This is a genomic window from Ideonella sp. (assembly GCF_041287625.1).
GTDB lineage: Bacteria > Pseudomonadota > Gammaproteobacteria > Burkholderiales > Burkholderiaceae_C > Ideonella.
Genome location: NZ_JBGGNH010000073.1, coordinates 274737 through 288208 on the forward strand (window position 1 = coordinate 274737; position 13472 = coordinate 288208).

The 13472-nt window shown below is 69.8% G+C and carries 11 protein-coding genes and 1 pseudogene; 3 read left to right on the forward strand and 9 right to left on the reverse strand.

Annotated elements, in window-relative coordinates; all coding sequences use genetic code 11:
- Nucleotides 1–20: 20 nt before the first annotated feature.
- The 3 genes from ACAH41_RS28210 to ACAH41_RS28220 all read right to left on the reverse strand — a co-directional run bounded on the left by ACAH41_RS28210 (nt 21) and on the right by ACAH41_RS28220 (nt 4220).
- Nucleotides 21–1766 carry a diguanylate cyclase domain-containing protein gene (locus ACAH41_RS28210; RefSeq protein WP_325654692.1) on the reverse strand — a complete coding sequence of 582 codons (1746 nt, stop codon included), beginning with the start codon at nt 1764–1766 and terminating at the stop codon, nt 21–23.
- Nucleotides 1767–1873: 107 nt separating this feature from the next.
- Nucleotides 1874–3421, reverse strand: a complete 1548-nt coding sequence (locus ACAH41_RS28215; protein WP_325654691.1) for a peptidase S10 — start codon at nt 3419–3421, stop codon at nt 1874–1876.
- A 58-nt stretch (nt 3422–3479) separates the two neighbouring features.
- Nucleotides 3480–4220 (reverse strand): 2OG-Fe dioxygenase family protein, encoded by a 741-nt coding sequence (locus ACAH41_RS28220; RefSeq protein WP_325654689.1) that lies wholly within the window; start codon nt 4218–4220, stop codon nt 3480–3482.
- A gap of 463 nt (nt 4221–4683) precedes the next feature.
- Here ACAH41_RS28220 and ACAH41_RS28225 point away from each other — a divergent pair, with 463 nt between their 5' ends.
- The gene (locus ACAH41_RS28225; protein ID WP_325654687.1) at nt 4684–5544 is read left to right on the forward strand and encodes a hypothetical protein; all 861 of its coding nucleotides are present in this window, start codon (nt 4684–4686) and stop codon (nt 5542–5544) included.
- On the opposite strand, the gene ACAH41_RS28230 is transcribed toward ACAH41_RS28225, so the two are convergent.
- Nucleotides 5541–6533 (reverse strand): quinone oxidoreductase, encoded by a 993-nt coding sequence (locus ACAH41_RS28230; RefSeq protein ID WP_325654685.1) that lies wholly within the window; start codon nt 6531–6533, stop codon nt 5541–5543. The genes ACAH41_RS28225 and ACAH41_RS28230 overlap by 4 nt on opposite strands.
- A gap of 85 nt (nt 6534–6618) precedes the next feature.
- Here ACAH41_RS28230 and ACAH41_RS28235 point away from each other — a divergent pair, with 85 nt between their 5' ends.
- Together ACAH41_RS28235 and ACAH41_RS28240 are read left to right on the forward strand one after the other, a co-directional pair.
- Nucleotides 6619–7533, forward strand: a complete 915-nt coding sequence (locus tag ACAH41_RS28235) for a DMT family transporter (RefSeq protein ID WP_325654683.1) — start codon at nt 6619–6621, stop codon at nt 7531–7533.
- Nucleotides 7534–7573: 40 nt separating this feature from the next.
- Nucleotides 7574–7645, forward strand: a pseudogene (locus ACAH41_RS28240) (hypothetical protein); the annotation flags it as partial.
- A 21-nt stretch (nt 7646–7666) separates the two neighbouring features.
- Here ACAH41_RS28240 and ACAH41_RS28245 read toward each other — a convergent pair.
- The 5 genes from ACAH41_RS28245 to ACAH41_RS28265 all read right to left on the reverse strand — a co-directional run bounded on the left by ACAH41_RS28245 (nt 7667) and on the right by ACAH41_RS28265 (nt 13466).
- A complete protein-coding gene (locus ACAH41_RS28245; RefSeq protein ID WP_325654682.1) occupies nt 7667–8938 on the reverse strand; it encodes a hypothetical protein in 1272 nt (423 codons plus the stop codon).
- A gap of 259 nt (nt 8939–9197) precedes the next feature.
- The gene (locus ACAH41_RS28250; RefSeq protein ID WP_325654681.1) at nt 9198–9986 is read right to left on the reverse strand and encodes an SDR family oxidoreductase; all 789 of its coding nucleotides are present in this window, start codon (nt 9984–9986) and stop codon (nt 9198–9200) included.
- A gap of 31 nt (nt 9987–10017) precedes the next feature.
- Nucleotides 10018–11001 (reverse strand): DMT family transporter, encoded by a 984-nt coding sequence (locus ACAH41_RS28255; RefSeq protein ID WP_325654680.1) that lies wholly within the window; start codon nt 10999–11001, stop codon nt 10018–10020.
- Nucleotides 10998–11843: a GNAT family N-acetyltransferase gene (locus tag ACAH41_RS28260; RefSeq protein ID WP_325654679.1), complete on the reverse strand. Its 846-nt coding sequence runs from the start codon at nt 11841–11843 to the stop codon at nt 10998–11000. Before ACAH41_RS28260 ends, ACAH41_RS28255 begins: the two co-directional genes overlap by 4 nt.
- Nucleotides 11844–11849: 6 nt before the next feature.
- A complete protein-coding gene (locus tag ACAH41_RS28265) occupies nt 11850–13466 on the reverse strand; it encodes a gamma-glutamyltransferase family protein (RefSeq protein WP_325654678.1) in 1617 nt (538 codons plus the stop codon).
- Between the last annotated feature and the right edge of the window lie 6 nt (nt 13467–13472).

Here is a 13472-nt window from a genome sequence, read left to right on the forward strand (position 1 = left end):
CAGAAGCTCGGCTTGGGGTCTCAGCGCCGCCGCGGCTTGCGGCGGTACATGTCCGCATCGGCCTGGGCCAGCAGCGTGGCGACGTCGTCGCCGTGCTCGGGGTAGAGGGCCACGCCGATGGCCACGTCCAGGCCCTCGTCTTCCGTCGCGGGCAGGCCGGCCAGGCTGTTCAGCGGCTTGGCGAAGGCGGCCTTCAGCTTGGCCAACACCGGGGCCAGCGCGGCTTCGGGGTCCGCGCCTTCGCCGGGTTCGTTGAGCTCCAGCAAGACCAGGAATTCGTCGCCGGCCAGGCGGGCGACGCTGTCTTCCTCGCGCAGCGCGCCGCGCATGCGTTCGCCGAGTTCGACCAGCACCTGGTCGCCCACGGCATGGCCGTGGTTGTCGTTGATGGCCTTGAAGCCGTTGACGTCGAGGAACAGCAGCGCGAAGGGCTGGTGGTCGCCGGAGCGGCGGTGGTGGGCCAGGCGGTCTTCGATTCGCCGCAGCATGGCCTCGCGGCTGGCCAGGCCGGTGAGCCGGTCAGTGGCCAGGCGCTGGGTCATCGCGCTGAAGCTGCGTGCGAGGTCACCGATCTCGTCCTGGCGCCGCACATCCAGCGTGGGGTCGAAGCGGCCTTCGCCGACCTGGCGGGCGGCGGTGGCGATCTGCTTCAGGTCGCGTGACAGCACTTCCAGGCTCAGCAGGCCGATGGCCACCACGGCCACCGCAGCCAGCAGGCCCAGCAACAGGCTTTGCATCGCGTTGTCGCTGACGCGCTGCAGGAAGTCGCCACGCGGCACCGCGACCACGATCAGCCAGTCCAGCCCCGCCGCGTCGCGGATGCGCGCATGTGCCAGCTGCACCGAGTCGCCATCCGGCCCGTCGATGCGCATCGCCCGCGTGGCGCCCGCGTCTTCAGGGCTTTGCAGCAGCGCCTGCACGGCGGCATGGCTGGCTTTCAGCAAGGCGTCGCTGCTGTCGGCCGCGTTCAGGCGGACGGGCTGGCCATCGGCGCCGTTGCGCAGGTAGTCGCCGCGCGAGGTGGCGATCAGGTTGCCGTTGGGCTCGGTCACGAACGCAATGCCGTGCGGGCTCAGTGGCAGCGAGTGCACGAAGGCGCTGAGGTGGCGCAGCGTCACGTCGGTGGCGACCACGCCTTGGGTGTGGCCGTCCTCGGCCAGCACGCGGCGGGCGCGGGTGGAGATCAGCTCGCGGGTGCGGAAGTCGATGTAGATCGAGGTCCAGGTCTCGGTGGCGGCGCTCTGGCCGGCCTGGTACCAGGGGCGCTGGCGCGGCTCGAAGATGCGCTCTTCCGGCGTGCCCGGGCCGAGCGCGCCGTGGATGCCCTTGAACTCGTACAGGCTGCGCGGGCCTTCGCCTTTGAGGCGCAGCCGCAGCTGGGCCTGCTCGCCGCCTTCGCGCAGCAAGCCGAAGAAGTGGCCTAGCTCGTCACCGTAGTAGACGTAGTTGTTCAGCTCCGGGTGCACCGAGGTGGCCAGCCAGAAGCGGGTGCGCAGTGCGTCCAGCCCGTCGGCCACGCGCGGCGGCGCGTTCATGCCACGCGGGAAAGCGGTTTCCAGCACCGCGCCTGAACCCAGCACGTGCAGCTCGATGGCCTGCGAGATGCGGCCGACGGTTTCGGTGAGCAACTGGTCCGACAGGCTGTCGACCGCGATGCGGCCGGCGCGGTAGGACAAGCTGCCGAGCACCAGCGTCAGCAGCAGCACCAACACCACGTAAGGCAGGGTCAACAGCTGGCGCAGGCTCAGCCAACGGAACACGGGCATGTTGTCTCTCTCCAGGGCCGCCGGGCCTGCGCTCAGGGCGCAGTGGCGGCCGTGAACCGGCGTCGTGGCGCCGGTTCTTGTTGTGCGGAATTTTTTTGGATCGGGAATCAGTTCGCAGCGGGCTGGCGCGTCGGCAGCGTGGCCAACCAGTCCACCAGGTCGCGCTGCAACTGCTGCAGCTCGGATTCGCGGGAGTACATCATGTGGCCACCGGCATAGCGCTTGTGCAGCAGGTTGGCGCGCACGGCGTCCGTCAGGTCCAACTGGTCCAGCGACCAGTCGGTCGCGCTGACGGGGGTTGCCAGGTCGTAGATGCCGCTGGCCACCAGCACGCGCAGGTGCGGCAGCCGGCGCATGACCCGCGCCAGCTCGACGGAGGTGCAGGCGTACTGGTTGCCCTTGGCGCTGCCGCGCAGGAAGTTCCACTGCTTGATGACTTCCGGGCCGAACAGGTGATAGCGCCGGCTGCTGTCCATGCCAAGCTGGCCGAAGTAGTGCTGCGCGGCCATCGCAAACGGGCCCCACAGCGGGTCCAGCCCGGGGTCGAACTCCATGCCTTTGGGCTGGGCCAGGCCCATTGGCCCGGTGACACGCGCGTCCATGCGGCCAACGGTGCGGCCTTGCGTGCGCAGCGCCTCGACGAAGAAGGTCGCATCGCTGATGCGCAGGTGGTGCTGCTCGACCAGCGCTGGCGCCAGCCCGGTCAGCTCGCCGATGCGGCGGGCCACGCGGCTGCGCGCCCGCGGCTCCAGCGTGCCGCCGCGATGCAGGGCGCTGAGGTATTCGCGGTGCACGAAGTCGTTGGCCGCCGCCAGCGCGGCTTCGGGCGACGCGCCGGCCTCGCCCTTGAGCGTGCCGTGGTACTGGGCGACGGCCGCGAAGGCCGGCAGGAACAGCGCGTAAGGCAGGTCGTTGCGCGGGCTGAACTCCAGCGCCTGGAAGTCCATCGCGGTCGAGACCAGGATCAGGCCGGCCAGCGGCACGCCGGCATCGGCCAGGGTTTCGGTCATCGCCGCGCAGCGGGTGGTGCCGTAGCTCTCGCCGCACAGCAGCACCGGCGAGCCCCAGCGGCGGTGCCGGGTGAGCCATTCGCAGACGGCGTCGGACAGCACCGCGATGTCGCCGTCGACCGAGAAGTGCTTCTTGCGCACCTCGTCACCGGCCGACAGCGAGCTGCCGGTATGCGGTGGGTCGACGAACACCAGGTCGAACTGAGCCAGCCAGCTCAGCGGGTTGTCCTGTACCACGTAGGGCGGCGGCGGCATCTGGCCGTTTTCCAGGATGGTGACCCGCTTCGGGCCCATCAGGCCGATGTGCAGGAAGGCCGACGACGCGCCGGGTCCGCCATTGAAGGCGAAGCAGACCGGCCGCTGCGCCGCATCCGGCGCAGGCTCGCCACCCTCGGGCTCAAGCTGATAGGCGGTGGTGAAGATGGCCGCTTCGGGCTCGGGCGATTGGCCCGGCAGGTGAGAGAACGCCGGCACGAAGCCGGCGTCGATGCGGTAGCGCAAGTGTCGGCCGGGCAGCTTCAGTTCGCCCTGGCTGCGCAGCGCGGCGCTGGCCAGGGCTTGCTGCACAGCCTCCCTCTGTCGGCGTTGGGCTTCGGTTTCGGCCGGCGTGGCGGCGGCCGGCTGCTGCGGGGTCAGGGTGCTCATGGCGGGCGGCGAGGCTTTGTTGTTGTGTGAAGGAACGAATGCGAGGCGGCGGCACCGCTCAGCCGGGCGGGCCCTGGAAGCCGCCGGACCGGAAGGTCAGCACCAGCGTGTCGCGGTGGCCGCTTGCACCGGGCGCCAATGGTTGGATGGGCGTGGATTCATGCACCACGCGCTCGTCGTCCAGCAGCAGGGTGCTCCAGCGCTGGTCCAGCGTGAAGCGCTGGCCCTCGCGGCCCTGGGCAGCGAAGACCCGCGTCTCTGCGCCCTTGATGCCTTCGCGAGAAACCAGCGTCACGCTGACCAGGTCCACGCCATCGCGGTGGGCGCCCTCGGGCGTCGGCCGGCCAATGCCGTCGGTGGTATCGATGCGGAACGGGTGCGCCTCGACGTACCAGGTGCGTGCACCCTTCAGCGCCGAGGCCCGGGCGGCCAGCGCGGCCAGCCAGCGTTGCCACAGCGGGTCCAGCGCGAGGCTGGGCTCGATGGGTTCGAAATGCCGCTCGATGCCGCCGTGCAGCGCGTTGTATTCAACAGGCTGCCAGTGCGGCCGCTGCGGCACCAGCGTGACCTCATCGCCCTCGACGACGAAGCAGGCATGGCGCCGGCGGCGGTAGCGGCCGCCATCGCGCAGGTAGGCGTCGGCCGGCAGCCGGTCCCAGTGGGACAGCCACGGTGCGAGGTCGTCGGCGGTGCAGTGCAGCAGGCTGAACAGGCCATCGGCGTCCAGCACGGCAAAGCCCTGGCGGGCCAGCGTGGCGTCGATCTCGGCCAGCGGAGTGACGGGAGGAGCGAGCATCATGATGGCCGGATTGTCACCGCTGCGCAGCGGCGCTTTGCTCGGGACCGGCCCGGCGGCTCGCCAAGCTGACCGAGCGCAAAACGCCCGTGACCTATTTCACGGCCGGGGCCACCGCCAGGCGGCCGCATTCGTCGGATGCCGCCGATGTCGGGCAGTCCGGCCAGTTTCTCGCGCGGTCCTCGGTCTTCATCGATTCGGTCAGCGGCATCGGGCACCGGTCCAGCGAAGCGCATCACCGGTTCCGAAGGCCCTGCTGGCGCGGCACGAGCTCAAGCATTGGTGCCGGCAATTCCTCTGACGGACATGCACTGAACCCGGCCGCTTGCAGCCGCGGCAAGCGCATGTCCAGAATGCAGCGCGGATTCCGTACAGCAAGAAGGCCCGTGTGCGCGTTCCAGCGGCGCGGGCCCGGCCGTTCGTCCGGCGGTTCGAACTGTTTTTTTGATTCACCAGGAGCTTGAAAATGCAGGCACGCCACTCTTCCGTCCACCCGGCCATCAGCGCGTTGCTTGCAGTCAGCCTGGTGGCTGACTTCGCGCTGTTTGCCAACTCCGCGGACTACGCGCCCGCCATCCGGCCAGTGCTCATTGGCGGCTTGTTGATCCTCAATTGCGTTCTTGCATGGTTCGGCGGTGCGCGCGGGCTGCGCAGCGCCGAACCCGTTCGGCAGTTGCTGGCAGTGGCCGGCTGCCTGCTCGTCGCACCGTTTGCGCTGTTTGCATTGCTGCTGGGCATCGGCCCGCCACATGAACAGCCGCCGTCGGAAAACGACTTGCGCTTCCTGCTGCTGGCCGTCAATTCGATCCTGGTCGGCGCTGGGCTGATCGTGCTGCGGGAAGCGCTTGCGCAGGCCGGCGAGCGGCTGTATTCAACGCTGGGCCTGGCCTGCGCGGTGTTTGCCACGCCGCTGTACTTCCTGTTCTGCGTGATCCAGCGCAACGATTACGTGGCCGAGCAACTGGGCTGGTCCTGGACAGCATCCGTCTCGGGCAACCTGCGCGAGCTGACGCCGCTGGACGCGCTGTCCATCACCGCGCTGTTCTTCGCCGGAGTTCTGACCTACCTCGCCACCGCGGCGTTTGCCCGCGCGCTGTGCAAGGCGGGCTGGCTGGGCCAGGGCGGCACATGGGCCTTCCTGCTGCTCAGCAGCCTCGGGTTGTTCTTCCTGGCCGCCCGAGGCCTGGCCTATCCCAGCATGCAAGCGGCAATGTCGCACTGGTACAGCGTGCCCGGCTTTGTCGCCGGCATCCCGGCGGTGCCGTGGTTGATGCCGGCGGCGATCGGCGTGCTGATGCTCAGGCGCGCGGGCCAGGCCGGGTCTTAGGGCAGCAGGACGCTGCAACCCGTGGTCTTTCGCGCTTCCAGGTCGCGGTGCGCCTGAGCCACGTCGGCCAGCGGGTAGCGCTGGTCGATGCGGATCTTCACCTTGCCGCTGGTGACCATGCCAAACAGGTCGTCGGCCATCGCCTGGGTGCGCTCGCGGGTGGCGATGTGGGTGAACAGCGTGGGGCGGCTCACGTACAGCGAGCCCTTGGCGGCCAGCAGGCCGAGGTCCAGCGGCGGCACCTTGCCGGAGGCATTGCCGAAGTTGGCCAGCAAGCCGAAGGGCTGCAGGCAGTCCAGCGACTTCATGAAGGTGTCCGCGCCGACCGAGTCGTAGACCACTTTCACGCCCTTGCCGCCGGTGATTTCCTTGACCCGGGCGACGAAGTCTTCCGTGCGGTAGTTGATGCTGTGCGCCGCGCCCAGTTCGCGGGCCAATGCGCATTTCTCGTCGCTGCCAGCCGTGCCGATGAGTTGCAGGCCCAGCGCCCTGGCCCACTGGCAGGCGATCAGGCCCACGCCACCGGCAGCGGCGTGGAACAGGATGAAGTCGCCGGCCTGCAGGCCGCCCTGCGGCAGCGTGCCGCGCAGCAGGTATTGCGCGGTCAGGCCCTTGAGCATCATCGCCGCGCCTTCGTCGAAGCTGATCGCGTCCGGCAGCTGGACCACGCACTTGGCCGGCAGCACGCGGCGCTCGCAGTAGGCGCCGGGCGGCTGGCTGGCATAGGCCGCGCGGTCACCCACGGCCAGGTGCGTGACGCCCTCGCCCACCGCTTCGACGAGGCCCGCGCCTTCCATGCCCAGCGCCAGCGGCAGCGGGTTGGCGTAAAGGCCGGTGCGCTGGTAGACGTCGATGTAGTTCAGGCCGATGGCGTGGTGGCGGATGCGGATCTCGCCGGGGCCGGGCTCGCCAACCGGGCGGTCGACGAGGCGAAGCTGTTCGGGGCCGCCGAAGGCGTCGATCACGATGGTGCGGCTGCTCAAGCTCATATGTCCGGGTCTCCTTGGGGGAATGCGGTGCAGGCCGGCTGCACCAAAGCTGGTGGGTTATCGTGCCAGCCTTTTGCGTTGTCCGATGCCCAACCAGCCACTGACCCTTCGCCTGGCTCTGCTGCTCACGCTGCCGCCGCTGCTGTGGGCCGGCAACGCGGTCGTCGGCCGGCTGGCGGTGGGCGCGGTACCGCCGGTGGCGCTGAACCTGGTGCGCTGGCTGTTGGCCTTTGCGCTGCTGTGGCCGTTGGGCAAGGCGGCTTTTCGCGACCTCGCCACCATCCGCGCCCGCTGGCGCTACCTGTCCTTGCTGGGCCTGCTGGGCATGGGCAGCTACAACGCGCTGCAGTACCTCGCGCTGCACAGTTCCACGCCGCTGAACGCAACGCTGATCACCGCCAGCTCGCCGGTGTGGATGCTGGCCATCGGTGCGCTGGTCTACCGCATCGCGCCACGGCGGCAGGACGTGGTCGGCGCGCTGCTGTCGCTGCTGGGCGTGGCGCTGGTGATCTGCCGCGGCGAGCCCGAGCGGCTGCTGGCGCTGCGCTTCGTGTCGGGCGACCTGCTGATGCTGCTGGCCATCATCAGCTGGGGCTTTTATTCCTGGCTGCTGGCCAGGCCACCGGCCAGCATGCAGGGCGAACAGCGGCCGGACTGGGACTGGGCCGGCTTCCTGCTGGTGCAGATTGCCTTCGGCCTGCTGTGGAGCGCCGCCGCCACCGGCGTCGAAACCCTGGTGGCCGACGCCCGCTGGCACTGGACCCCCTGGGTGCCGGTGATCCTGCTCTATGTGGCCGTCGGCCCCTCGCTGATCGCCTACCGCTGTTGGGGCCTGGGCGTGTCCACCGTCGGCCCGGCCATCGCGGCGTTTTTCGTCAACCTCACGCCGGTCTTCGCCGCGCTGCTGTCGGCTGCGATGCTGGGCGAATGGCCGCAGTGGTTTCACGGCGCGGCGTTCGCGCTGATCGTCGTCGGCATCCTGGTCTCGTCCCGGCGGTGAACCGTTGCGGCGCGACAAGTCTCATGCAACTCAAGCCGGCATGGGAAGCGCTTGCCGCACCTACGAGCAGTTCTTCCGTGAACGGCTGGAAGCGCGCTACGGCAGCCGGGTCGGCCGCTGCTGCCGAGGCTCGTCACGCCCCCAGCCCGAGACCCACGAAGGCGCTGGCATCACTGGGCATCTGCGGGTCGGGCGGCGGTGCATCCAGGGCCCAGGCCGGTGCGGCGGCCAAGCCAGCGGCCAGCGCCGGGTCGTGGTTCGCCAGGACGGCCTGTGTGGCCTCGCGCTGCCGCGCCAGCAGGTTCAGCATCGGCGCCAAGGACCAGCCGGACAAGGCTGACGGTCCGGCCAGCACCTGCCGCAACTCGTCCAGCATGTCCGGGTGGTGCTTGAACAGGTCCTGCGCGACGTCGCATTCCGGCTGTTCGAACTGCAGCGGGTGCGACCAGCGCTCGCGCACGCGTTGGCGCAGCATGGCCACCCGCGCCAGCGCAAAACCAACCTCGCGCAGCTGGCACACGGCCTGTCCCGGCTGCCCTGCTTGGGCCAGCATCTGAGCCGCGCCAAGCCGGGCTTCCAGTTCCCTCGGGTCATGCCAGTACGCATAGGCCCAGCGAAGGCTGGTGGACACGCCGGCCGGCCAGCGGGCATCGTCCGGCGTCATGCGCACGCAGTCGCGCAACAGCAGCATCTGCATGCGGCGCAGCGGCGTGGCCAGCCGCGAAGGGTCGTCGTCCAGCCCCAGTGCGCCGGTCCATTGGGCGGCCAACGGCATGCCCAGCAGCGCCTCCGCCACGGGCCAGTACAGAGGCGCCTGCGTGTCCGCCGCCGGGCACCAGCGGCCGCAACCATCCAGCAGCAGCGCCAGTGCGGCGGCGTGGGCCTTTTGCAGCCACAGCCGGGCCAAGCCCGGGAAAGCCTGGCTGGCGCAGGCCTGTTCCGCAGCAAAACGTGCGGCCTCGGCAAAGCTGGCGCAGCGTGCAGCGCGTGCAGCCGGCGCATGGGCAAAGTCGAGCGAGGCATCCAGTTGGCGCGCCAGCAGCGGCGGCGTGGGCGGCGTGTCCAGCAAGCGGGCGTGCACGATGCGGTGCGTCAACAAGTCCGCACAGGCCAGCCGGCCCGGCTCGGCCAGCCAGGCGGCAGGCAAACGCGTGAGCTGCAGGGACGGCAGGCGCCTGCCGTCCACCATGCCGGCTGGCCAGCAGCGCTGCTGCCGCAACTGCGCGCCGTGGTCCAGGACCAGCAGCGCCAGCGTGTCCGCCGCGGGTGCACCAGGTCCATCTGGATGCAACAGCATCAAGGCCTGTGCCGCGTCGCCGAGCTGGCCCATCAGCCAGTCGCAGGCCAGGCGGGCCGGTGAGTTCTCAGGGAAGCAGTACGGCTCGGACCGAACGTGTGCTTGCATGTGCGCGCCGAGTGCCCCGCAAGCCCCGCGCTCGGGCACGGGTGGGGGCCTGCTCGCTCCTTGCTGTGGCCGATTGACCCGGCCGGTGGCATGAACAAATCAACCATACGGCAAGCTGCTGCGGCGCACAACGCATAAGCATGGCGATTGAGCGAGGGGTTTCCCGTAGCCACGGCCTCCTTCCGTTTGGGGGTGGCCTGTGGAAATCGCATCTCGCCCCACCGCGACAAGAAACGCCATCTGCCGACCCCGCCGTGACTCAAAAAGTCCCCGAAAACGACCCGCCATCCTGCAGCACGTTCTGCCCCGTGATGTAACCCGCCTGCACGCTGCACAGGAAGGCACAGGCGGCGCCGAATTCTTCGGGTTGGCCGAAGCGCTGGGCGGGGATGGCGAGGCGGCGTTGGTCGCGCATGGATTCGACCGGGCGGCCGCTGGTGGCGGCGGCGCCGGCCATGGTCTTCTGCAGGCGCTCGGTGTCGAAAGCGCCGGGCAGCAGGTTGTTGATCGTCACGTTGCGAGCCGCCAGCTGCGGCTGCCGCGCCAGGCCGGCGACGAAGCCGGTCAGGCCGCTGCGGGCGCCGTTGGACAGGCCCAGCGTGGCGATGGGCGCCTTGACGGCGCCGGAGGTGATGTTCACCACGCGGCCGAAACCGCGTTCGGCCATGCCGTCCACCACGGCCTTGATCAGCTCGATGGGCGTGAGCATGTTGGCGTCCAGCGCGGCGATCCACGCGTCGCGGTCCCAGTCGCGGAAATCGCCGGGCGGCGGGCCGCCGGCGTTGTTGACCAGGATGTCGACCTGCGGGCAGGCGGCCAGCGCGTTGGCGCGGCCTTCGACGGTGGTGATGTCGCCCACCACGCCGCGCACCTGCACGGCCGGGTTCAGCGCGCGCAGTTCAGCCACGGTGGCGGCCAGTGCCTCGGCGCCGCGGGCAGTGATGACCACGTTCACGCCCTCGGCCACCAACGCCATCGCGCAACCCTTGCCCAGCCCCTTGCTGGCGGCGCAGACCAGCGCCCATTTGCCGTTCAGGCCCAGATCCATGATGCAACTCCGTAGGAAAAATGAATGAGGTTCAGCGCTCGACTGTGGGCTCGGCCGGTGCGCCCGGCGGCGCAACAGTGGCCGCTGCCGGCGTACGCGAACGGGTCACGATCCAGACGCCGCTGAGCACCAGCGCCGTGCCCAGCAGCAGCACCGGCGTGAAGCTCTCGCCCAGCAGCGCGATGCCCATGAAGATGGTGCTCATCGGGCCGATCATGCCGGCTTGCGCCGTCAGCGTGGGGCCCAGGCGCTCGATGGCCATCATCGTCATCAGGACAGGCGCGACGGTGCAGGCGGTCGCGTTCAGCACTGACAGCCACAGCACCGCAGGCTGCACTTCGGCCAGCCCGCCGATGGGCCGCGTCACCAGGAAATGCGCAATGCACAGGCCGCAGGCCACGGTGGAAGCCAGCCCCGTGAGCCGCAGCGAGCCGACCCGCTTGACGACTTCGCCGCTGGCGACCAGGTAGCACGCATAGCTGATGGCGCTGCCAAACACCAGCAAGCCGCCCAGCACAGTGTGCGCGCCTTGCAGGTTCATCTCGCCGCCGAAGACCAGCAGCGTGCCGGCGTAGCTGACCAGCATGGCCAGCACCGCACGCGGCGTGAAGCGCTGACGGCCCAGCAGCACCGACATCACCAGCACGATGGTCGGGCCGAGGTAGAGGATCAGCCGCTCCAGGCTGGCGCTGATGTAGGCCAGGCCCATGAAGTCCAGCAGGCTGGCCAAGTAGTAGCCGGAAAAACCCAGGCCAACGATGGACAGCCAGTCGCGCAGACCCAGCGCGGGTTTGCCGCGCCCGGCCCACCACGACAGCAACAGGAAAAATGGCAGCGCAAACAACATGCGCAGCATGATCAGCGTGACCGCGTCCACGCCGTGCCGATAGGCCAGCTTGACGATGATGGCCTTGCCGGAAAACGCGATGGCGCCGGCAAAGGCCAGCGGCAGGCCGGTGCGCAGCGGGTGCGGCTGGGCCACGCCCGCAGCTGAAGGGGTCGCCGCGCCGCTCATGCCGAAGCTCCTTCAAGGGCTGGCCCGCCGTCGTCCGGCGGCCGGCGCTGCAGCGCCCAATCCCGGTCGAAGCCCTGGAAGCCGACGGAGCGGTAGATGCCAATCGCCACATCGTCCGGGTCGGCCTTCATCAGCAGGCTCTGCAGTTGCCACTGCGCGAAACCCCATTCGCAGACCGCCGCGACCAGCGTGCGGCACAGGCCGCGGCGGCGCCAGTCGGGGTGCGTCTCGACGTGCTGGAAGCGGCCGACTTCGCCGTCGCGCAGCAAGCCGCAGTCGGCCGCCAAAACGCCATCGCACCAGGCGCCAAACCACTCGGCTTCGCCGCGGCGCTGCATCGCGGCGTAGCGCGCCATCTGGCGCTCGCGGAAGCGGCGGTAGCCGGCTGGCGCGTGGCCGTCGGTGTCGGCACATTGCAGGTTCACCAACGCCGGCAGGTCGCGGGCCCAGTCGATGGGCTGCACGACGACCTCGCCGCGCGGCGCCGTCGGCACCTGCAACTCACCGCGGTGCAGCGCCAGCACCTCGCTGTCGTAGCGCTCGAAGCCTGCGGTGCGCCAGCTCGGCAGCGCGTCTGGCGGCGGTGCGTCACTGTTGAAGGCGAAGGCCACATGGCGCACCTCGGGCCGGCCGGCCGCCACCTCCTGCTCGAAACGCTTCAGCCAATGCGCCAGGTCCGCATCGGCCGGTGTGTACGGCAGCGCGAGGAAATTGCCCCAGTAGAAATTGGGATTGGCGGAGGTGCGCACGACCAGGCAGTCGTCGCGTTCGATCAGTTCGGCGTCGAAGCGGTGGAGGATGAAGTCGGTGCGCCACGCAGGGCGCAAGTCGTCAAAAGTCATGGTGTCCTAGAAGCCGACCGCTGCGCCATCGCGGCGCGGGTCGCCGGCGGCCACAAAGCCGTCAACCGCGGGGTCGCCAAGCCGCCAGATGAACTGGCCGGCGCCGAAGTCCTGGTAGCTGTCGTTGATCTGCTCGATCTGGTGGCCGCGCTCGCGCAGGCCGGACAGCACGGCGGGCGCGATGTGCGCCTCGACGTTCAGCGACAGGCCCTGGTTGTAGCGCCAGCGCGGCGCGTCGCAGGCGGCCTGCGGGTTCTGGCCGTGGGCCAGCATGCGCACCAGCGTCTGCAAATGGCCTTGCGGCTGCATGTTGGCGCCCATCACGCCAAAGCTCATCACCGGCTGGCCGTCCTTCGTCAGGAAGGCCGGGATGATGGTGTGGAACGGGCGCTTGCCCGGCGCCACCACATTCGCGCTCGCTGGGTCCAGCGAAAAACCGTGGCCGCGGTTCTGCAGGCTGAGGCCCCATTCGGGCAGCACCACGCCGGAGCCGAAGCCCATGTAGTTGCTCTGGATGAAACTGACCATGCGGCCCTCTTCGTCGGCCGCGGTCAGGTAGATGGTGCCGCCCTTGACGGGATTGCCGGCGCCGAAGTCCTGCGCCTTCGCAGGGTCGATCAGCTTGGCGCGCTCCGCGAGGTAGGCCGGGTCCAACAGTTGCTCGGCGGTGACGGTCATCGCGGCCGGCTCGGCAACGAAGCGGTACACGTCCGCAAAGGCCAGCTTCATCGCCTCGATCTGCAGGTGCTGGGCCTCGGCGCTGTCGATGGGCAGCGATGCGTGGTCCCGCTGCTTCAGGATGCCCAGCGCGATCAGCGCGGCAATGCCCTGCCCGTTCGGCGGGATCTCGTGCAGCCGGTGGCCGAGGTAGTCCATGCCTATGGGCGTGACCCACTCGGGCTGGTAGCCGGCCAGGTCGGCCACCGTCATCGCGCCGCCTTGCGCCTTCGCTGCTGCGGCCAGCGCTTCGGCGACCTCGCCTTCATAGAACGCCCGGCCGCGGGTTTCGCCAATGGCGCGCAGGGTGCGGGCAGCGCCAGGCATGGCGAAACGTTCGCCGACCGCCGGCGCCCGGCCCTTGGGCAGGAAAACCTCGGCAAAGCCGGGCTGGCGGGTGAGTTCGGGCAGCGCGGCGGCGGCGGCCCATTTTTGTTGCACGACGACAGGCACCGCGTAGCCACGCTCGGCGATCTCGGCGGCCGGCGCCAGCGCCTGGGCCAACGGCAGGCGGCCGAAACGCTCGCTGAGTGCGACCCAGGCGGCCACCGCGCCGGGCACTGTCGCAGCATCCCAGCCGCGCACCGGCGGTGTGGTGCGGCCGTCGCCATATTTCTGCCGGAAGTAGCCGGGCGACCAGGCGGCAGGCGCGCGGCCCGAGGCGTTCAGGCCGTGCAGTTGCTGGCCGTCCCAGAGGATGCAGAACGCGTCGGAGCCCAGGCCGTTGCTGCAGGGCTCCAGCACCGTCATCGCGGCGGCGGCCGCAATGGCGGCGTCCACCGCATTGCCGCCCTGCGCCAGCAGCTTCAGCCCGGCCTGCCCGGCCAGCGGGTGCGAGGTGGCGACGACGTTGCGCGCGAACACCGGCAGGCGGACGCTGGGGTAAGGATTGGCGTAGTCAAACATGGCAGG